The 20,915-nt window shown below is 57.0% G+C and carries 18 protein-coding genes; 13 read left to right on the top strand and 5 right to left on the bottom strand.

The features are described 5' to 3' along the window. Nucleotides 1-60 precede the first annotated feature (60 nt). Together RQI55_RS04080 and RQI55_RS04075 are read right to left on the bottom strand one after the other, a co-directional pair. Complete coding sequence (locus RQI55_RS04080) at nucleotides 61-693, bottom strand: uracil-DNA glycosylase family protein (protein WP_311272138.1); 633 nt, start codon at nucleotides 691-693, stop codon at nucleotides 61-63. Between the two features lie 7 nt (nucleotides 694-700). Continuing rightward, nucleotides 701-1,279, bottom strand: a complete 579-nt coding sequence (locus tag RQI55_RS04075; protein WP_243255835.1) for a thermonuclease family protein — start codon at nucleotides 1,277-1,279, stop codon at nucleotides 701-703. Nucleotides 1,280-1,386: 107 nt separating this feature from the next. Here RQI55_RS04075 and RQI55_RS04070 point away from each other — a divergent pair, with 107 nt between their 5' ends. After that, entirely contained in the window at nucleotides 1,387-2,922 is a 1,536-nt protein-coding gene (locus RQI55_RS04070) for a HAMP domain-containing sensor histidine kinase (protein WP_042619304.1), read from the top strand. Here RQI55_RS04070 and RQI55_RS04065 read toward each other — a convergent pair. Continuing rightward, the gene (locus RQI55_RS04065; protein WP_311272139.1) at nucleotides 2,919-3,338 is read right to left on the bottom strand and encodes a diacylglycerol kinase; all 420 of its coding nucleotides are present in this window, start codon (nucleotides 3,336-3,338) and stop codon (nucleotides 2,919-2,921) included. The two genes, RQI55_RS04070 and RQI55_RS04065, sit on opposite strands and share 4 nt — an antisense overlap. A 7-nt stretch (nucleotides 3,339-3,345) precedes the next feature. Beyond that, nucleotides 3,346-4,368 (bottom strand): nicotinate-nucleotide--dimethylbenzimidazole phosphoribosyltransferase, encoded by a 1,023-nt coding sequence (gene cobT, locus RQI55_RS04060; RefSeq protein WP_042619716.1) that lies wholly within the window; start codon nucleotides 4,366-4,368, stop codon nucleotides 3,346-3,348. 164 nt (nucleotides 4,369-4,532) lie between these two features. Between cobT and cobS the strand changes: the two genes are divergently transcribed. The 3 genes from cobS to RQI55_RS04045 are packed head-to-tail and all read left to right on the top strand — an operon-like array spanning nucleotide 4,533 to nucleotide 6,205. Next, the gene (gene cobS, locus RQI55_RS04055; RefSeq protein ID WP_311272409.1) at nucleotides 4,533-5,288 is read left to right on the top strand and encodes an adenosylcobinamide-GDP ribazoletransferase; all 756 of its coding nucleotides are present in this window, start codon (nucleotides 4,533-4,535) and stop codon (nucleotides 5,286-5,288) included. A gap of 9 nt (nucleotides 5,289-5,297) precedes the next feature. Continuing rightward, on the top strand, nucleotides 5,298-5,501 hold the full coding sequence (locus RQI55_RS04050) for a DUF1289 domain-containing protein (protein ID WP_311276910.1): 204 nt from the start codon (nucleotides 5,298-5,300) through the stop codon (nucleotides 5,499-5,501). Further along, nucleotides 5,498-6,205: a TIGR02281 family clan AA aspartic protease gene (locus tag RQI55_RS04045; protein WP_311272140.1), complete on the top strand. Its 708-nt coding sequence runs from the start codon at nucleotides 5,498-5,500 to the stop codon at nucleotides 6,203-6,205. Before RQI55_RS04050 ends, RQI55_RS04045 begins: the two co-directional genes overlap by 4 nt. A 14-nt stretch (nucleotides 6,206-6,219) precedes the next feature. Here RQI55_RS04045 and RQI55_RS04040 read toward each other — a convergent pair whose 3' ends face one another. Next, nucleotides 6,220-9,657: a DUF3971 domain-containing protein gene (locus tag RQI55_RS04040; RefSeq protein ID WP_311272141.1), complete on the bottom strand. Its 3,438-nt coding sequence runs from the start codon at nucleotides 9,655-9,657 to the stop codon at nucleotides 6,220-6,222. Between the two features lie 135 nt (nucleotides 9,658-9,792). Here RQI55_RS04040 and bcp point away from each other — a divergent pair, with 135 nt between their 5' ends. The 9 genes from bcp (at nucleotide 9,793) to RQI55_RS03995 (ending at nucleotide 20,640) form a co-directional block, all read left to right on the top strand. Continuing rightward, on the top strand, nucleotides 9,793-10,260 hold the full coding sequence (gene bcp / locus RQI55_RS04035; RefSeq protein ID WP_243255829.1) for a thioredoxin-dependent thiol peroxidase: 468 nt from the start codon (nucleotides 9,793-9,795) through the stop codon (nucleotides 10,258-10,260). An 86-nt stretch (nucleotides 10,261-10,346) separates the two neighbouring features. Beyond that, nucleotides 10,347-11,612, top strand: coding sequence for a M23 family metallopeptidase (locus tag RQI55_RS04030; protein WP_243255827.1), 1,266 nt, complete (start codon nucleotides 10,347-10,349; stop codon nucleotides 11,610-11,612). Between the two features lie 209 nt (nucleotides 11,613-11,821). Next, nucleotides 11,822-13,336, top strand: a complete 1,515-nt coding sequence (locus tag RQI55_RS04025) for a DEAD/DEAH box helicase (RefSeq protein ID WP_243255826.1) — start codon at nucleotides 11,822-11,824, stop codon at nucleotides 13,334-13,336. Continuing rightward, entirely contained in the window at nucleotides 13,336-13,755 is a 420-nt protein-coding gene (locus RQI55_RS04020; protein ID WP_243256947.1) for an NUDIX domain-containing protein, read from the top strand. Before RQI55_RS04025 ends, RQI55_RS04020 begins: the two co-directional genes overlap by 1 nt. A 137-nt stretch (nucleotides 13,756-13,892) precedes the next feature. After that, nucleotides 13,893-14,966, top strand: coding sequence for a branched-chain amino acid ABC transporter substrate-binding protein (locus RQI55_RS04015; protein WP_243255824.1), 1,074 nt, complete (start codon nucleotides 13,893-13,895; stop codon nucleotides 14,964-14,966). Nucleotides 14,967-15,046: 80 nt separating this feature from the next. After that, a complete protein-coding gene (gene rpe, locus RQI55_RS04010) occupies nucleotides 15,047-15,724 on the top strand; it encodes a ribulose-phosphate 3-epimerase (RefSeq protein WP_042619297.1) in 678 nt (225 codons plus the stop codon). Between the two features lie 125 nt (nucleotides 15,725-15,849). Further along, nucleotides 15,850-17,151 carry an adenylosuccinate lyase gene (purB, locus tag RQI55_RS04005; RefSeq protein WP_042619296.1) on the top strand — a complete coding sequence of 434 codons (1,302 nt, stop codon included), beginning with the start codon at nucleotides 15,850-15,852 and terminating at the stop codon, nucleotides 17,149-17,151. Nucleotides 17,152-17,374: 223 nt separating this feature from the next. Continuing rightward, a complete protein-coding gene (locus tag RQI55_RS04000) occupies nucleotides 17,375-17,947 on the top strand; it encodes an alpha/beta hydrolase (protein WP_192066936.1) in 573 nt (190 codons plus the stop codon). A gap of 155 nt (nucleotides 17,948-18,102) precedes the next feature. Beyond that, nucleotides 18,103-20,640 carry an EAL domain-containing protein gene (locus tag RQI55_RS03995; protein ID WP_311272142.1) on the top strand — a complete coding sequence of 846 codons (2,538 nt, stop codon included), beginning with the start codon at nucleotides 18,103-18,105 and terminating at the stop codon, nucleotides 20,638-20,640. Nucleotides 20,641-20,915: the final 275 nt, after the last annotated feature.

Here is a 20,915-nt window from a genome sequence, read left to right as displayed (position 1 = left end):
GCTCCTCCAGAATATTTTCCTCTGTTTATACGAAATCACAGATAAAAAAAGAAATTTGTTTCACCGAAGCAGCCTTTCCACAGACTGACGAAGCACCGGCAACAACTCCGTAGTGAACCATGGATTCTTCTTCAGCCACGCCGTGTTGCGCCAGCTGGGATGCGGCAGAGGTATGATAGGCGTATGCTGATTGGTGTGGAAAGAGCTGCGCCAGTTTAGAACCGTCTCGGTCATTGTCTTCATGCGGCGCGAACCCAGATGCCAGGCTTGCGCATATTGGCCGACAGCCAGAACCAGCTCAATTTGCGGCATGGCTTTCATGACCTCCTCACGCCAGAGCGGCGCACATTCGCGTCGTGGCGGCAGATCGCTGCCCTTGGCGTCATAGCCGGGAAAACAGAAGCCCATGGGCACGATTGCGAACCTGTCCGCATCATAAAACGTTTCCCGGTCCACACCCAGCCATTCGCGCAGCCGGTTGCCGGACGCATCGTCGAAAGGCAGCCCGCTTTCATGGACCCGCAGGCCCGGCGCTTGTCCGGCAATCAGCACCCTCGCTTTGCTGGAAATGACGGCGACAGGCCGTGGCTCGTGCGGCAGGCGGTCCGCCTCCCCCTTCAGAGGGGCATCGCGACAGATGCGGCATCGCGCAATCCTTAACCGTAAGGCCTCCAAGCTCTCCTCATCCTTCATGTCTGCATCACCAACCCAGAAGATGGCGCAGAAGTGTGAGCACACCGGCAAGCGGCACATCCATATCGGCCGCCTTGCGTTCTTTGCGCCAGTCCGCGGGCATCTCGAATGTGCCGGACCAGATGCCGAGCCCCTTGTTCTGAGCAAGGGTCTGCTCACGCGAAAACAGGAAGTATTCCGTTGTCACCGCATAACCGGCGGCCACGATTTCCCCAGCCAGATCGCGCTCACCGATATGACACCGCACAAGCAGGCGTTTGTACCGGTCCCGGCTGCTACCCTCACAGTCCAAATCTCCGCTTTGCAGCAAGGTTTGAACATATGTCTTGGCCTGCCTGCCACAAGGCCAGTCATTTCCTTCGCGACTGCAAGTCTGACTCAGCTCTGGCGCATCAATCCCCATCAGGCGAAACCGTTCACCGTCACGGGCGATTGTGTCTCCATCCACAACGCTGAAGCGACCCGAAAATGTCTGTTGATGAATGCCATCCACCCGTGCTGCAACAAGCGTTCCTGCTACCAGAAGAAGAGCTGCGATAATGCTATCCTTCAACCAGCGGCTGATCTTGCCTGACTTTCGTCTCATGTACGAACAAACCCTTTGGAGAAATGGCAAACAAAACCTTTCGGCGCAGCATCTTCTTAAGATTTTGCCATTAAGCTGCAAGTCTTTAGATCATTTGCGTTGTGTCCATGAGTAAGAGCGCTAGCAACACCGCTGACAAGAACATCGTCGATCGTTCCCGCACCCGCCGTAACAAGGCGGTGTTCGAGACGGTCAAGGCGACGCGTGAGCGGCTGCAATATGGGCCGGTGAGCACCAACGGCTTTGAGCGTGATCTGCTACAAATGCACATTGTCGAGACGTTGCAGGGCGCAACGATCATGCCTCTGTTCATCATTCTCACAACAGGCGTCGGCATCTATATCAGCCGCGATCCACAAATTATTGGTTGGGCCGTTATCGCATTGACCGTGCATGCGATGACGCTTCTATTTGCCAAGCGAGCATCAAAACAGGAGATCAGCGCTTCCAACCTGTCCGCATGGCAGAACATTTTCCTTGCAGCACAGATCGTCATGGGTCTGGTCTGGGTCCTGTTCACCATCCAGCATATTGAAAGCAAAGATCCATCGCTGGTCATGTTCTACAAGGGCGGCACCCTGTTGATTGCCCTGACGATCACGGCAAGCTCCAACAACCTGCTCCGACGGGCGATGGTGATGACGTTTCTGCCCGTGGTGGTGGCCCTCAGCGTCACGGCCATATTATCTCGCAGTCCGATGGAAATCGGGCTGGCGCTGATGTTCTCTCTAGCCATGCTGTTTTGCCACCATGTGACGAAACGGATCTACCAGTCCAGCATCAAGCTCTTGACCTTCCAGTCCGAAAAGGACGACCTGATTGCAGAGCTGGAAGTTGCCAAATCCATGTCCGATGAGGCGAGACGCAGAGCCGAGGAGGCCAATATGGCCAAATCGCGTTTCCTGGCCTCCATGTCTCACGAATTGCGCACACCGCTGAACGCCATTCTCGGCTTTTCCGAAGTCATGGCGGAAGAGGTGCTAGGGCCGCTGAACAACCCGCTCTACAAGGAATATTCCGGCGATATTCACCGCTCCGGCCAGCACCTTCTTGATCTCATCAATGAGATTCTCGACCTCTCTCGCATCGAGGCCGGACGTTACGATCTGCATGAGGAAGCGATTGCCCTTCTGGAAATCGCCGATGATTGCGTGGGCATGATCCAGCTTCGTGCACGTGCCAAGAACATCCGCATTGTTCAGCAGTTTGAAACGACCCTGCCCCATGTCTGGGCGGATGAAAAATCGATCCGTCAGGTCATCCTCAACCTCCTGTCGAATGCCGTGAAGTTCACGCCGCAGGGCGGTGAAATCACCATCAAGGCCGGTTGGACGGCGGGTGGTGGGCAATATGTTTCGATAAGGGATAATGGCCCCGGCATTCCTGAAGAAGAAATTCCGGTGGTTCTATCGGCCTTTGGTCAGGGTTCCATTGCCATCAAGAGCGCCGAGCAAGGCACCGGGCTTGGCTTGCCCATCGTTCAGGCCATTCTGGCAAAGCATGATGGACAGTTCGTGCTGAGATCCCGTCTGCGCGAAGGCACAGAGGTCATTGCCATCCTGCCCGCCAAGCGGGTGCTTCAGAGCATTCCGGCTGTCGAAGATGTGCAGTTCGTGGAGCCGCGCCGGCGCTCGTTTGCTTAAAGCAGAACAACGGACCCGAAGATGGTGCTGACCAGCGAGTAGAGCACGAATCCACCATTGGCCAGCAGAAGACAGAACACGGCAAAGGAACCGAGGTCCTTTGCATTGCGAGCCGCAGAGGAAAATTCCGGCGATACCCGGTCAACGATTTCCTCGATAGCCGTGTTCAGCGCTTCCACCGAAAACAGAAGAAGCATCAGCACCGAAAATATCAGATAGTGCACCAGCGGCGCGCCGATGACGCCCATCAGTGCCAGCCCCGCTCCGAAGGCCAAAACCTCGTGCCGGAACGCCGCTTCTTTCCAAAGACGCAACAGGCCCTGGGCCGAGTAACGCGTCGCTGCGATCAGATGTCTGAAGCCGGTCTCCTTGCGAAAGACCGGTTCCGATGGTGGCGAGGCGTTTAGGTTGTCCATGGCAGTCTCAGCGGTCGGTGCGGGTCGTTACACCCGCTGCAGCAAACGTTGCCATGCCGGAATGGCAGGCAGCAGCCGCTTTGACGATACCGGCTGCCAGTGCGGCACCAGTGCCCTCGCCTAGACGCATGCCCAGCGCCAGAAGCGGTGTCTTGCCCAGCTTTTCCACCGCAGCCAGATGACCCGGCTCACCGGACACGTGGCCGATGAGGCAATGGTCAAGCGCTGCAGGGTTGGCAGCCTTGAGCAAGGCGGCAGCAGCAGTTGCGACATAACCATCTATCAGAACGGGAATTTTCTCGACACGAGCAGCGAGAATGGCTCCCGCCATGGCCGCGATTTCACGCCCGCCCAATCGACGCATGATCTCCAGCGGATCGGACAGATGGTCCTTGTGGAATTCGACGGCAGCCTTCACGGCAGCAATCTTGCGCGCCATGATGTCGCCTTCCGATCCCGTGCCGGGGCCGGTCCATTCTTCCGCCGTACCACCGTAGAGCGCCAGATTGATTGCAGCCGCAATCGTCGTGTTGCCAATGCCCATCTCGCCGATGCACAGAAGATCGGTACCACCGGCAATCGCCTCCATGCCGAAAGCCATCGTGGCTGCGCAATCGCGTTCGGAAAGTGCGGCTTCCATGGTGATGTCGCCCGTCGGATAATCCAGCGCGAGATCGAAAATCTTGAGGCCGAGATCGTGTGCTACACAGATTTGGTTGATGGCGGCACCGCCTGCAGCAAAGTTTTCGACCATCTGCTGCGTGACAGACGACGGATAAGGCGTAACGCCATGGCGGGTAACGCCGTGGTTTCCAGCAAAAATCGCCACCAGCGGACGGTTGACCGCAGGCGCACGACCAGACCAGGCCGCCAGCCACATGGCGATTTCTTCCAGACGGCCCAGCGAGCCCTCAGGCTTGGTCAGTTGCGCGTTGCGCTCCTTGGCAGCGACAAGCGCAAATGTATGTGGGCCCGGCAGGTCGCGCAGCAGCGTGCGAAAATCATCAAACGGCAATCCGCTCATGCTCATGTAACAGGTCTTTCTGGTCACGCCGGACGCTTGTCTTTTCCGGCAAATCGGTCTTTGTAGGCCCTTCTCATAATCGCGGATGCGCAGAGGAACAACCTCAAATACGATATGCCGAGCCTCAACCAAAGGAGAGACGTTTGCAGGCGGGGAATTTTGTGACGGACATGATGCGTTCGCTGAGTTTTCTCAGCCGCATTCCCGTGAACGATATCTTCTTTGAAGATGATAATCGCCCGCTCGGCCAGATGGTGCGAGCCTTCCCCGTAGCTGGATTTCTGATTGCTCTCCCGGCAGCGTGCCTTGCCGCTCTGCTGGCCTGGGCTGACGCAGACCCGCTGATGTCTGCCATGTTGGTGCTGACCGTTGCGACGATCACCACCGGAGCCTTGCACGAGGACGGCTTTGCTGATTCTGCCGATGGCTTAGGCGGTGGCAGCACGAAAGAGCGCGCGCTGCAAATCATGAAAGACAGCCGCATCGGCTCCTATGGTGCCATTGCGCTCATCGTCTCGTTTTTGCTCAGAGCAACGGCAATCGCCGTTCTCTTTCGCGAACTATCACCACTGGCAATCGCCGCTTGCCTCGTCGCCAGCGCCTGTCTCAGCCGGGGATTGATGGTCTGGCACTGGCAGACGCTGCCACCGGCGCGCGATGGCGGTCTAGCAGCCATGGCAGGCCAGCCGGGCGAGCGGGAACGCAAGGGCGCGATCATCTGCGGCCTGGCAATTGCGGTTCTTCTCTGCCTTCCGATTGTCTCGCCTTATCTTCTCGCCATCGTCATTGCCGCCCTGTTTGGCGTGACGCATGTTTTCAACCGCTTCTGCTACCGCAGGATAGACGGCCACACGGGCGATACCATTGGCGCCACCCAGCAGATCACAGAGATCGTGATGCTGACGGCACTTGCTCTCATCGTGTGAAATACAGATATGGAAATCATGGAATCACCCTGCATCGACATATGTTCTCTCGATTCGCATGACGGCCTTTGCGACGGCTGTCATCGCAGCATTGAAGAGATCATGGCCTGGTCACGCTTAACGTCATTTGAGCGCCGAACCATCATGGCAAGCCTTCCGAAACGCGCCAAGGATCGCATGCGCCCACCCGTTCAGGAGACAGCGACCGCATGAACCGGCTGACTTTCGTGTTCCTCGTGCTTGGCATTGGTCTGGCACTGCTCATCTTCAACCACGAAAGCGGCCAGACCTTTGGCATCAGCAACGAGCAATTCGGTGAGGCCGTCTACCTGATACCCATCGCCGCCCTGTTGTCAGTGGGCATTCTGGCAGGCAATCGCGGCGGCTGGGGCACAGTGCTGCGCCAGATGGCAATCTGGCTCGTCATCATTCTCAGCCTCGTTGCCATGTATCTCTATCGCTATGACGCGCAGCGTTTCGGTGAAAGACTGCTCGCAGGGTTGATGCCGGGCCGCGCCGTTGTGGTGACCACGCAAAGTGGCAAGCAGGAGGTCATCCTCAACAAATCCATGAGCGGACATTTTGAAGCCAATGCACAGGTCAACGGCACTACGGTGCATATGCTCGTCGACACCGGAGCGAGTTCAGTCGTTCTGTCCACAACGGATGCAAAAGCAGTCGGGATAAACATCGATACTCTTGGCTATACGGTCACCGTCATGACAGCCAACGGGCGCACGTCGGCTGCCCCGGTCCGCCTTTCAGAAGTCGCCATTGGCCCGATTGTACGTCGCAACGTCTCGGCACTCGTGGTGCAGGATGGGCAATTGGAGCAGAGCCTGCTGGGCATGACATTCCTCTCCACCTTCGGTTCACTTGAGATGCAGACAGACGAGCTGAGACTGCGGGATCGCTAGCGCCCATCGGGCGGCTACTGGAACTCGAAAATCTGACGAAACACGCCGGGCGCAATCAGTGACAGAGGGTTGATCGCCAGACGCGGCGAATCCGTCTGGCCCGTCAGCTTGAAGGTGATCCCCAGCAAACCGCGATCACGCCCGTTGCCGAGGAAGATGCCAATGAAGGGTAATTCTGCAAACAGACGGTTCAGGCCATAGGCAGGCATGAAGGTGCCGGTCATATCCATGTTGTCGTTCTGATCCTTCACGATGCCCTGGAAGGTCGCGCCAATCTGTTCGCCGCGTATCACCCCGTTTTCCAGCGCCAGAGTGCCGTTCACATAGACGACCCGCGCAAATCCACGCTGGAATTTCTCAGAGCTGACATCGATGTTGCGACGCACAGCCGTGTTCAGGCTTCGCCCGTCGTCACCTGTCGGTGTCGCGACGATATCCTGAAGTTTCGCTTCATTCAGAACGGCGAAGTTGCGCATGTCGAGTGAGCCACTCCAATCGTTGCCATTGGCCGTGGTCAAAGCGAGGTTCAGCAGGCCACCGCGCACGCGCGAATAGAGGTTCGTAAAGCGGGCGAAGGAACCGGCATCGCTGCTGGTCAGGTTGATCGTTCCGCCATCACCACGGTTGATGGTTTGGGCAACAAGCGCCTGCCCTCGGCTGGTCACGGCTTTCAGATCGATGGTGCGCAGCTTTCCATCCCGCAGATTGACGTCCGCATTGACGTTGCTCATCACCTCGTCATTGAAGCCGTAAACCTTGTCCAGCTGGGCCTTGATGTTGAAAGCGCCAAAATTGCTATCCGGCTTATCCGTCGGGCCATTCTTTGCCGATGAGCTTCGCAATCTTGCGATCAGCGGCCGCAGATCAAGAGATTTGCCATGGGCGTTGACGGTGTAATTCTTGCGCGATGCCGTGACCGAAACAGCAACATCATCCTGCGGTGAAAGCTGAAAACGGGAGAAATTGGCGGCAGTCAGGCCGGATTTATCGAATTTGAGATCGCCCGATGCACCGAAACCATCGCCGTTCAGCGAGAAATTATCAACCTTTGTCAGACCATCGACGGTTTCCATCACGAAGGATGCACCGGCGGCAATACCTGCACCTTTTGTCCAGCCAATTCCTGGCAAAACAATCGAAGCATTGGACAGATCGAGTTTGACGTTCTGCCGGCGCGCATCGGACGCATCAAGCTCCAGCAAGGTGGTGCCGCCCAGAATGCTTGTGAGTTCGGGCGCAAGCTTGGCAACCTGCCCCGGCTCAAGCGTTGCCTTGACAAGCATCTGCCGCGCCACGGTGCTGGTCTTGCGTGTAGGCTGGACGATGTCGATATCCACAGGCACATCATCGACACGGGCTTTGCCTTTCAGGCGCAACGCCTCATTGTCGATGGTCATGGGGCCGTTAACCGCGGAAATCTGGCGGCCAAAGAACGGGCGCGTAAGCGATACGCCATCCATGTCCAGCTTGGCATTCCACGTCGGTTGCGGTGGGTTCTGGCTGGTCAGCAGCCCAACTGTCAGCTTTGCGTTGGCCTTGATCTGCCCCGCAAAATCCTCCGGCTTGAAGTCGGAATCTCTCAGTGCGTTGATGGGCTGGAATGTCGCAAGCTCCGCCACGGCATCCGCAGAGCCGGAGACGTTGAGATCAAGATCAGCCATCAACGGCTTGGCATAGACAGACTTGATCGAGAACTTGCTGTTATCCAGCGCAAGCGTGCGGTTGGACGGGAAGAACGACGTTGCCTTGATAATATTGACATTGATGGTTTCGCCCACCAGCTCGAAATGCGCTGAGGCATCCCGAAGCGGCGGAATGTCACCCGTTACGTTGAGACGGGTATTGTCGACATCGAATTTGATCTGCAATTCGCTGGCAGACAGTTCCAGCGGGCAACCCGGGCCACACATCCGTCCCTCTGGTATGAAGACGGAGATGGAGCCGTTTCTGACCGTGCCACCAAACAGGTTGGAAACGACCCAGGGACGTGCCTTGCGCGCCATCCAGAAGGGCCACAATTGCTTGACGGCACTGGCCTCCATCTTGGCAATCTGGCCACCAAAGCTGATTTCGGGCGAACCATGGCCTAAGAACCGGACCTTGAGTGAGCCCGCCATGTCGCCCAACGCGCTCTTCACATAGAGCCCGGGAATATCGAGCAGACGCGATGACCGGTCAAATGTTCCATCCGCCACAAGGTCAAAGCCGACAGGCGGCTCCCCACCCGCTTCGGCAAGCGCAGTTGCGCTTTCCAGACGCATCATCAGGTCATAGCCCTTGGCATTGTCCTTGATTTGGGCGCGAAGCGGAAGAACGGTCTGGCCGAGCGTCAGGTGGGAGTTTTCTACTGCCACAACGCTCTTTTTGAAGTCGTATCGGGCGTTGATCACCCCGCTGGACACGGGTTGCGCATCACCACCAATGTAGAGCTTGCCATCGCCAATACCGGCGGAGACTGTGAGCAACGGCGCTGCGTCACCCAGCGCACGGTTGCCGATGATGTTCACTCCGGCTTTGACGTTGAGTCCCTGATGCATCACCCCCTGGGGATCATGCTGCTCCAGAAGTGGACCGATATCGAAACCATCCAGCCTTGCCGTGAAGTTGCCGATCTTGTCGGCCATTTCCTTGGCGGCAAGGGACAAGGTCGCCACCTCGCCGTTGAACGCCACATTGCCATCCAGCGTATAGCCACCCTCCCCATCGGGCACCAGTGAGAGTTCGCGAAGTGTAATGGTGCGAGGCTGGCCGTCATCACGGGGCGGCAAACGAATGGCGATTTCAGAGAGATCAATCTCCTCTGTGCCGCTTGCCTTGAAGGCCTGAGCGAAGCGATCCAGCTCAACAAATGCCAGATCGAGATAGGCGGGAACATCAGCCACACGAAGCTTGGCGAAGTCGATACCCTGCCCCTTTGGTAAAAGCGCGGTATCCAGCTCCATGCCCGTTGCTTCAAGGCTTTGAACCGAAACGCGACCCGCCAGCAATGCCAGCGGGTTGAGCGCCATGCCCATGGCGCGGGCGCGGCTCAAATGCTGGCCGGTTTCCTTATCAATGATGTCAACATCCTGCGCCACCAGAGCCAGATTGAAGCCGGAGGCAAAGCGCACGGATGTGGAGCCGATTCGTGCATCGTATTTGGAGCCCAGCGCACGCTCGAGCGCCTGCTTGGCTTGTGTCGTCAATGCGGCGTCGATGGAACCGGTTTCGACCGAAACGATAATGCCACCAATGGAAATGAAGGCGAGAATGACCAGCGCCCCAAACACCTTCAGCAGCGATCGCGTCATGGAACGCGGGCGCGGGCAGTGAACAATAATGGGGTCTTCAACCTGGGCAGAGGGCATCGCATGCAGCGGCTTTATATCGCGCTTGCTGAAGCTGACCTTTTCGCCACGAATTTCCGCCATCCGCCTGTGCTTGCTCCCGAAACTGCCACGACCCTCGATCATTATCAGGGTCTTTTCGGCGTGACGGTCCTACCAATCACACCGTCTGTATCGCCACAAGACTGGACGAAGCACTTATTCGGTATATATCGAATAACGGCCCATTCACTCAACAATCCGGCGAAAGAAAGGTCATATATGACTGATTTGAAAATTGGCGATACAGCACCGGACTTTACCCTGCCCCGAAATGGCTCAGGTGAAGTCACTCTTTCAAGCCTCAGCGACAAGACAGTGGTCCTCTATTTCTACCCCAAGGATGACACGTCCGGCTGCACCGTGCAGGCCATTGATTTCAGCGCGCTGGGTGCGCAATTCGAAGCAGCCAACACTGTCGTGATCGGCATCTCCCCCGATTCGGTCAAGAGCCACGATAAATTCGCAGCCAAGCATTCCCTTTCGGTCATGCTGGCGTCGGACGAAGAGCGCACCGTGCTGGAAAGCTACGGCGTGTGGAAAGAAAAAAGCATGTATGGCAAAAAATACATGGGCGTGGAGCGCACGACCTATCTGATCTCGCCCGGTGGCGCGATTGCCAAAATCTGGACCAAGGTCAAGGCCAACGGCCACGCACAAGAGGTTCTTGAGGCCGTAAACGCTCAGTAGTTGCTGCCTTGCTGATAAAGTCAAAACTTCGTTAACCTTAACGAATTACTATCCAGCCAAATAGGATGTTGGCTGGAGGATGCGTTTTGACGAGAGCGGGTAAAGACCTGGCATTTGGCAAAAAACGCCAGCAGCACGTCCTTATTCTCGCCAGCGGCGAGAAAGTGCGCCACATCACGATCCGGCCCTGGCTTGCGGCGACTGCTTTATGCGTCGCCGGTCTGCTCAGCATCGGCTATATCGGCTCCACTGCCTACCTCATTCTGCGCGATGATCTCGTCGGCGCGACCATCGCCCGCCAGTCTCGAATGCAGACAGAATATGAAGATCGCATCGCCGCACTCCGCGCCCAAGTGGACCGCGTCACCTCCAAGCATGTGCTGGATCAGCAAGCAGTGGAACGCAAGGTGGAGAAACTTCTGGCCCAACAAAGCGCCCTCACCTCCAGGCATGGCCGCATGAGCGAATTGCTGGAGCGCGCTGAAAAATCCGGTCTTTCCAAACCCGTAATCGAACCCAGCCCCGCCAGTGCTTACGCGCCGGATAAGAAGGCGAGCCTCTCGGGCGCTGCCAAAGCCATCGACAGCGCCCTGTCATCACCTTCCACAGGCATGAAGGGCAGCATCGGATACGCATCCGGGCACGACAAACTTTCCGACCGCAGCCTTTCGCTGATGATCGCCTCGCTCGACAAGGTCGAGTCTGAACAGTTGAGCCGGATCGCCTCGCTGACATTGGGCGCTGCAAGCAAGGCAGACGCCATGGCCGATATCATCCGCAGAACTGGCATCCGCATCGACGACTCGGTCCCGCAGGACATTGGTGGCCCCTTCGTGGAGCCCGTGAATACGAGTTCTGCAACATTTGAAGAGCAACTCAGCAATCTCGACAGCGCCCTGATCCGCCTGGAAACAGTGCGCGGCGCGGCTGTATCGCTGCCCTTTGGTAACCCTGCCCCGGGCCGTGAAATCTCCAGCCGCTTCGGAAACCGCATCGATCCGTTCCTCGGCCGCCTTGCCCTGCATGCGGGAATCGATTTCGTCGCCGAAACGGGTGCATCGGTTCAGACAACAGGCGCTGGAACGGTGACAAGCGCAGGCTTTTCAGGTGGTTACGGCAACATGGTCGAGGTCGATCATGGCAATGGCATCACCACCCGCTACGGCCACCTCTCGGAAATTCTCGTGAAGGAAGGCGACAAGGTTGCGCTTGGCGAGGTCATCGGCAAAGCGGGCAGCACGGGCCGTTCAACTGGCCCGCATGTGCATTATGAGGTGCGTTTGAACGATAACCCCGTCGATCCTGCACGCTTTCTGCTGGCCGGAACTGAACTTAAAACCTATCTGCAATAGATCAAACGGCGCATGACTTATCGGGTTATTGACGACATTTCAGTCGTCAGGCGCACCATAAGCGGTGCGGCAACCTGTATTGTTTTGAGATAAATCCCTGTTTCCTTGACTTTCTGGCTAATTCGGCCTATTCCGCCGCTACAGTCTGCGGCGCCGCCGTTATGACAGCTAAGTGTTCTTTTCGAACCAACATGGAAACAGTTTTTCCTTTGACAACATTCTCTGATCTTGGCCTGAGCCAAAAAGTTCTTTCCGCTATTGAAAGTGCCGGCTACACGACACCGACACCTATTCAAGAAGGCGCGATACCGCCAGCGCTGGAACGTCGCGACATCTGCGGCATTGCGCAGACGGGTACGGGCAAGACTGCGTCCTTCGTACTTCCCATGTTGACCCTTCTGGAAAAAGGCCGTGCGCGCGCAAGAATGCCGCGAACCCTTATCCTTGAACCGACCCGCGAACTCGCGGCACAGGTTGCGGAAAACTTCGAAAAATACGGCAAGAATCACAAGCTCAACGTCGCGCTGCTAATCGGTGGCGTGTCGTTTGATGAGCAGGATCGCAAGCTGGAGCGTGGCGCAGACGTTTTGATCTGCACCCCCGGCCGCCTGCTGGACCATTGCGAACGTGGCAAGCTTTTGATGACGGGCGTCGAGATCCTCGTGATCGACGAAGCCGACCGCATGCTGGATATGGGCTTCATTCCCGATATCGAGCGCATCGCGAAGATGATTCCTTTTACACGCCAGACGCTGTTCTTCTCGGCCACCATGCCGACGGAAATTCAGAAACTGGCTGACCGCTTCCTGCAGAACCCGGTCCGCATTGAGGTTGCCAAGCCATCCTCGACGGCAAAGACCGTGACGCAGCGCATCGTTGCGACGCATGACAAGGATTATGAGAAGCGCGCCATCCTGCGTGATCTCATCAACGCGCAGACCGACCTCAAGAACGCGATCATCTTCTGCAACCGCAAGAAAGATGTCGCAGACCTGTTCCGCTCGCTGGAACGTCACGGCTTCTCGGTCGGCGCACTGCATGGTGACATGGACCAGAACTCGCGCACAAAGATGCTTGCGGGCTTCAAGGATAACCAGATCACGCTGCTCGTTGCATCAGACGTTGCAGCGCGTGGCCTCGATATCCCCGATGTCAGCCACGTGTTCAACTTCGACGTTCCGATTCACGCGGAAGACTACGTGCACCGCATCGGCCGAACGGGCCGTGCAGGCCGCTCCGGCGCTGCCTTCACGCTGGTCAACCGTCGCGACACCAAGTATCTCGACGCTATCGAAAAGCTCATTAACGAGAAGATCGAATGGCTGAACGGTGACCTGACCGCCCTGCCGGAACCCATGGAAAGCTTTGCTTCCGAGCGTCCGCGCCGTGGCAAGGAAAAAGACAAGGAACGCGGTCGTGGCCGTGACAGAAACCGTCGTGATGCGGCTCCACAGGCAGAAGCACCACAGCCGGTTGTCGAAGAAAAGATCATTCAGCCAGCCGCTATCGTAGAAATCGCGGCAAATGGAGGCGACAAGTTGAAGGCAGAACGTAAGCAAGAAAGAGCACCTCGCAATTTCGAGCGCAACCACAACGCAACGCCCCCTGCAAATGATGACAACCGTCGTCGCCACTACCGCGACCACGATGATGGCCCGACACCTGTTGGTTTCGGTGATGACATTCCAGCCTTCATGCTGATCGTCGCAACCGCGAAGGCGTGATTGTGAAGCCCGGCATTGACTTTCCGGGCGTTGGCGCTGGCCTTGTCATCAGGCGCGATGGCAAGGTTCTGCTCTATAGGCGGGTCAATCCGCCCGAAGCCGGGCACTGGAACATCGTGGGCGGCAAAGTCGACCACATGGAGCATTCCAGAATTGCTGCAATACGCGAAGCCGAAGAAGAAACCGGCCTGAGCATTGGCGATGCAAGCTTTCTGTGCACCAGCGAGCAGATCATTGCCGCCGATGGGCAACACTGGCTTTCGCTCATCTACATGACAGATGATTTCAAGGGTGAACCCTCACTGACCGAGCCTGATAAGCTGTCAGAGTTTGGCTGGTTTGACGTGGACAATCCGCCTCAGCCGCTGTCCTTTTTTGCAAGGGATGCGTTTCTCCAATTGCGCAATGCCGGGGCGTGAACGGCTCCGTTAATCCTATATCGCTGAAAATACGCGAAAATTCCTGCCTAACAGTCTTTTTGACGGGCATTTCCTCTTTTGCAAAACGTCCGGTGTCGTTAAACATCGCAGGACAGCAAGAGGAAACCCGCCCCGCCATGCACCTAACTCGCCTGCTCGCAATCGCTGCCACTTTCGCCATGGCAGGCACAGCAAGTGCCGCGACCATTGGCGTGGTCGCGCCGCAGAGCGGTCCATATGAGGCGCTCGGCCTGCAAATCCGCAACGGCGTGAAGATTGCAGCCGCAAAAGCTGGCCTCGATGTCATGGAAATTCACGAGAGTTGCGAAGAAGGAAGCGGTGGCGCAATCGCGGATGGTCTGGTCGCAGCCAAGGTCAGCATCGTCGTCGGCTTCCTTTGCACCGAGACATTGTCTCAGGGGCTGCCGACCCTCAAGAACGCAAATATTCCTGCCATCACCCTGTCCAGCCGCGCATCCGGCCTGATGGAAGATACGCTGAAGCGCGGATGGCCGCTATTCCGGCTTTCGCCATCCGAGGCCGATGAGGCTGAAGCCGTGAGCGCAGCTATTTTGCGGGACTGGAAGGGCCATTCCTTGGGTCTCATCGATGACGGCACGATCTACAGCCGCGAACTGGTGGACCGCATCAGGGCAAAGCTCGAAGAGTCCGGCCTGAAGCCCACCTTTACCGATACAATTCGCCCATCCCAGGAACAGCAGGTCGCGCTTGTGCGACGCCTGAGCCGCACCGGCATCACCCATGTCTTCATCGGCGCAGAGCGCAACGACGTGGCCATCATCGCCCGCGATGCCACAACTGAGAAATTTCCGCTGACCATCCTCTCGGGCGATACGATGAGGGCTGCCAACAGCCCCGTGCCGATGCCTGCTGGTGTGCTTGCTGTTACGCTTCCCGATTACGCCACGCTACCTTCAGCCGTTGATGCGGTTCAGCAGTTGCGCGCAGCCAATGTCGAGCCGGAAGGCTACGCCCTGCCCGCCTTTGCGGTAACGCAAGTGGCGGCAAAGCTGGTCGAATTGTCAGAAGCCCAGAGCAAACCGGCATCCGCGCTGATGATCGGCACTCGGTTTGATACCGCCATCGGCCCCGTTATGTTCAACGAAAGCCATGAGCTTCAGGACAACCCCTACCGCCTGCAACAATGGAACGGCTCGGCCTTTGTTTCTGTGGAGCATACCGAGCGCTGAAAACAATGAAGACCCGCGCAATCATTGCTCTTCACCGGCAATGATAAGGCGCGAAAAACCTTGCTTGAGGAGCTAAGCAGATGTCCCTTCCCGTGCGGATCGCCCCGTCCATCCTTGCGTCCAACTTTGCAAAACTTGGACAGGAGGTTGCCGATGTAACGGCTGCCGGTGCTGACTGGATTCACCTCGACATCATGGACGGCCACTTCGTGCCGAATATTTCCTTCGGGCCAGATGTCATCAAGGCGCTTCGCCCCCACAGCCAGGCTTTCTTCGATTGCCATCTGATGATTGCTCCTGCCGATCCTTACCTCGAAGCCTTTGCCAAGGCCGGTTGCGATGGCATCACCGTGCATGCCGAAGCGGGTGCGCATCTGCATCGCTCATTGCAAACCATTCGCTCGCTCGGCAAGAAGGTCGGCGTCACGCTCAACCCTGCGACACCGCTCAGCGTTCTGGAAAATGTGCTTGATGATGTCGACCTCATCCTCATCATGAGCGTCAACCCCGGTTTCGGCGGTCAGAAATTCATTCCCGCGATGCTGGACAAGATCCGCGCAGCCAAGTCTCTGATCGGTGACAGGCCGATTGAGCTGGAAGTGGATGGCGGTATCACCATCGATACGGCTGGTAGCGCCATTGCGGCGGGTGCCAATGTTCTGGTTGCCGGTTCTGCTATTTTCAAGGGAGATGGTGTGGAAGATTACCGCAAGATGGTCAGCGCCGTTCGCGCCGCCGCCGAGCAGGGTCGCGCCTGAACCCAAAAGAGAACGGCGGCCTTGCCCAGCCGCCGATGTTTCGCCTTGCCGACGAATGCGTTGAGATTGCCGGAACACTTTGCTAAAGGGGCAGAAATATTCCTTCCTGAGAGAAAGTCATTGCCATGATACCTCGTTATTCAAGACCGGAAATGGTCGCAATCTGGTCGCCGGAAACGAAGTTTCGCATCTGGTTCGAAATCGAGGCGCATGCCTGTGACGCTCTCGCAGAAATTGGCGTTATTCCAAAGGAAGCGGCCAAAACGATCTGGGAAAAGGGCGGCGCGGCGCAGTTTGATGTTGCGCGCATCGATGAGATCGAAGCCGTTACCAAGCATGACGTCATCGCTTTCCTCACCCATCTGGCAGAATTTGTCGGCCCAGACAGCCGCTTCATCCACCAGGGCATGACATCGTCAGACGTTCTCGACACAACGCTTAACATTCAGTTGGTCCGCGCTGCCGACCTTCTGCTGGCCGATATGGACCGGGTTCTCGCAGCTCTGAAAACCCGCGCCTTTGAACACAAGGACACCGTCCGCATCGGCCGCAGCCATGGCATCCATGCAGAGCCAACGACGATGGGCCTGACCTTCGCCCGTTTCTACGCTGAGATGGATCGCAACCGCGCCCGTCTGGTCAACGCCCGCGCTGAAATCGCGACCGGCGCGATCTCAGGCGCTGTCGGCACATTCGCCAACATCGATCCTTCTGTCGAAGAGCATGTCTGCAAGGCGCTCGGCCTTGCGCCGGAGCCGGTCTCCACGCAGGTTATCCCACGCGATCGCCACGCCATGTTCTTCGCAACGCTCGGCGTCATCGCGTCTTCCATTGAGAACGTCGCGATTGAAATTCGTCACATGCAGCGCACAGAAGTTCTGGAAGCCGAAGAGTTCTTCTCTCCCGGCCAAAAGGGCTCGTCGGCCATGCCGCACAAGCGCAACCCGGTTCTGACAGAAAACCTCACCGGCCTCGCACGTCTGGTCCGCATGTCCGTCGTGCCCGCCATGGAAAACGTGGCACTCTGGCACGAACGCGATATCAGCCACTCCTCGGTTGAACGCGCCATTGGCCCAGACACCACAATCACTCTGGATTTCGCGTTGAACCGTTTGGCTGGCGTTATCGAGAAGCTGGTGATCTACCCGGACAACATGTTGAAGAACATGAATAAGTTCCGTGGCCTCGTCCACTCTCAGCGCGTTCTGCTGGCGCTGACGCAGGCTGGCGTCTCGCGTGAAGATTCCTACCGTCTGGTCCAGCGCAATGCCATGCGCGTCTGGGAAGAAGGCAAGGACTTCCTGGAAGAGCTTCTGGCCGACGAAGAAGTCCGTGCCGCTCTGCCGGAAGAAAAAATCCGCGAAAAGTTCGATCTTGGCTACCACACCAAGCACGTCGACACGATTTTCTCCCGCGTCTTCGGCTGATCGGCCGATCACGCTGACGAACAATCAAATCAGCCGGCGCGGGATACCGCGCCGGCTGATTGCGTTTTCAGCTCCTGCACGGCTCAGCATTTTCGCGAAATACACACACCTGACGGACGCGGTGCCAGAGCGCTCCGTAAAATAACACGCGCGTTGCATTAATTTTACGGGCCTTTACCGCCCCTCTCTTGACGGCGGGCGGTGGCGCTAGCAGATAAGAGGCATGAAAGCATCTGAAGCAGATATCCTCATCGTTCCCGGCTACACGAACTCTGGCCCAGAACACTGGCAAAGCCGTTGGCAGGAAAAGCTGTCCACCGCCCGCCGTGTCGAGCAGGCGGAGTGGACAAAGCCGGTCCGTGAAGACTGGGTCGCAAAACTCATCGAAGAGGTCAACGCCTGCACTCGGCCCGTGGTGCTGGTTGCCCATTCTCTGGGCGTGCCCACTGTTATGCACGCGCTGCCGCAGATTGCCGGTAAGGTAGCAGGCGCCATGTTTGTGGCACCACCCGATGTGGCAAACCCGGATATCCGCCCCAAGCACCTGATGACCTTCGGCCCCTACCCGCGTGATCCCCTTCCTTTCCCTGCCATTACCATCGCCAGCCAGAACGATCCTTTCGGCAGCTATGAGCATGCGGGCGAGATTTCGAATGCCTGGGGCTCCACGCTTATTGATGCGGGCATGTCTGGCCATATCAATGCGGAATCAGGTCATGGCCCATGGCCGGAAGGCACGATGGTATTTGCCCAGTTCCTCAGCAAGCTGAAACCACCGGCCAGCTTTAACCTTTAATTTGACTGAATATATCAGCAAATCAAAGAATAGTAGATTTGGCATTAAATATTCACCTGTGCGCTATCAACCAGCGAGTAAGTCTGCGACAATAACCTGCAATCGATGCGACCCTTATTGCAGGGCGTCTATAGTGGGAACGGTGGCAGGGTCGCGTGAACCAAGATCTTTTACTGAAAGAAATTCTTGACGCATTGCCTGTTCCCGTTATCCAGCTTTTGCCTGGCGGAAACATTGCATATCTGCCGCCTAATTTTTCCTGCGCCTGCGCAAACCCGACCCACCTTCTGGATCTCATCCATAGGGATGACCAAGCTGCCGCGACTGAAGCACTGGTGAATGTTTCAAAAAACGGACCTGCAACGTTGGAGGTCCGGCTGAACGATGAGCCGACCAGACAGCGCCATGCACTTCTGTCACTGACCCGCATGCAGGCGAGCGCAGGCGGGATCATTCTCGCCCAATTCACCGACATCACAGCGCAAAGCCTGCGTGAGCGCGAGATTGCCATGCGAGAAAGCCGCTGGAACAGTGCGCTGGTGGGTTCGCTGTCTGGCGTGTGGGATCAGAACTTCGCGACGGGCGAGATGTATGGTTCTGAAACCTGGCGCTCTATGCGTGGCATGGCACCGGATGATCCCATTGAAGCCAACCTCGAAGAGTGGTTGACCCTCGTCCATCCTGATGACCGCGCTCACACCGTGCACTGCCTCGAAAAGCAGACGGAAGGCGATCCGGCCTATGCTGCTTTTCAGTATCGCGAGCGACACAAGGATGGTCACTGGATCTGGATCGAATGTCGTGGTGCCTGCATTGAGCGCGACGAAAACGGAAAGGCTCTGCGCATCGTCGGCACAGATACCGATGTCACCGAGCGAAAGGCATCCGAAAGCGATATGGAGCGGATGGCCCGCCACCTGAAACTCGCGCTGGAAGCATCGCAGGTCGGTGTTTTCGAAGTGGATTTCGAGACCGGCGTAACGACATGGGACGACCGTTTGTACGAGATTTTTGGCATCGACAAAAGCATGCCCATCCTCGTCGACGGGCTCTGGGAAAGCCGCGTTCACCCGGATGATCTCAGCCGTGTTCTGGTTAACGTTTCTGATAAAATGGAAAAGCTTGAGCCCTTCACGGAAGAATACCGCGCCATCCTGCCGGACGGTTCCCTGCGTTACATCCGCGCGCGCTCCCTGCCCTTCATCGATATTGACGGCAAACGAAAGATGATCGGCGTCAATTGGGATGTCACAACAGATATTGCCCTTCGCAACGAGCTTGAACGCGCCAAGACCCAGACGGAGACGCGCAACCACGAACTGGAGCAGGCCCGGATCAACATCGAGCACAATGCGCTGCATGACTATCTGACCGACCTGCCAAACCGCCGGTATCTGGACGAAGTCCTGACACGGGGCGATCTTTTTACGGGCCAAGCCGGCCCTGGCCTTGCCATTCTGCACATCGATCTGGATCGCTTCAAGCAGATCAACGATACGCTCGGCCATCGCACCGGCGACGTCATGCTGAAATATGTCGCCAACCTGTTGCGCAAGGCCAGCAAGAAGAAAGAGTTCGTGGCGCGCATCGGTGGCGATGAATTTGTGTTCCTGTCCCCCTTCAATGGCGACACTCGCAAAATCGAGTCGATGGCCAAGCGGTTGATCAAGCAGTTGAAGCAACCCATTCTGCATGAAGGCCATGAATGTCGCATCGGTGCCAGCATTGGCATCGCCTGCGGTATCGGAGCGGATATGGACTACAAGCAGCTGCTGCTCAACGCCGATATCGCGCTTTACAATGCCAAGAAGCGAGGCCGAAATCGCTTCGAATTTTTCTCATCGGATACGCAGGACTGGCTGATCAACACGAAGCGCGTTTCGGATGAAATTCTGACCGCACTGGAGCGAGATGAGTTCATTCCCTATTACCAGTTTCAGTTCTGCGCACAGACCCTTGATATCACCGGTGTCGAAACGCTGGCGCGCTGGAACCACTCCGCCGAAGGCATTCTGACCCCCGACCGATTTCTCGCCATCGCGGAAGATCTCGATGCCGTGTCCGCAATCGATAGCATCATCCTAAAAAAGGCGCTGGTGGATTTCAGCAAATGGAAGGCGGCGGGCCTTTCCATTCCCAAGCTTTCCGTCAACGTGTCCGCCAGACGGCTGCATGATCCGGCGCTGAGCCAGTCACTCGATGGTCTCAAGATTGAAGCAGGCACGCTGGCATTCGAGCTGCTGGAATCCATCTTTCTGGACGATAGCGACGACATCACCCTCCACAATCTGAAGAAGCTGCGGGAGCTGGGCATCGATATTGAAATCGACGATTTTGGCACGGGCCATGCCTCCATCATCAGCCTGCTGAAAGTCAGCCCGCACACGCTGAAAATCGACCGCGAGCTGGTTCGGCTCATTCCCCAATCCAACGAACAGCGGAAATTGCTGGGCTCCATCATCGATATCGGCCGCTCGCTGGGCATCAGAGTTGTGGCTGAGGGCGTGGAAAGCGCCGAGCACATTCATATTCTGCAAGATATGGGTTGCGATGCCTTGCAAGGCTTTGCCCTGTGCCGGCCATTGCCTGCGGAGGCCGTGGCCGATTTTGTGGCGGCGCAGGCTTGGAGAACCGTTCCCTTTCAGACTCAGCGCTCAACGAGGGTTGGCCCCGGCATCGCCCCGTTAAAATGAGCTGAGCCCACGGCAGGGCGGAGAAACCTTCGCTCCCCCATGTCTGATTATGCTACGGTTCAACCACAATTTCATCGGCGTTTTGGCCCATAGTGTTTTTACCCTCAGCAAGGCGTTGATTTTCTGATAAATAAAGCTGTTGAAAAGGCTTCATCAGTCGACCACCACCTCGCAGAAGCAGCACTCAAGGGCCACAATTGAAGCGAACGCGGCCCCAGCCTCATTGTGGAATGGCTTCTTTTCCTTTATGGGACCGCTTCAATAGACGAAACAAA

Origin of the sequence: Rhizobium sp. WCS2018Hpa-16, from assembly GCF_031843705.1 — a bacterium.
Lineage (GTDB): Bacteria > Pseudomonadota > Alphaproteobacteria > Rhizobiales > Rhizobiaceae > Agrobacterium > Agrobacterium tumefaciens_C.
This window is presented reverse-complemented; position numbering and strand designations above follow the sequence as displayed.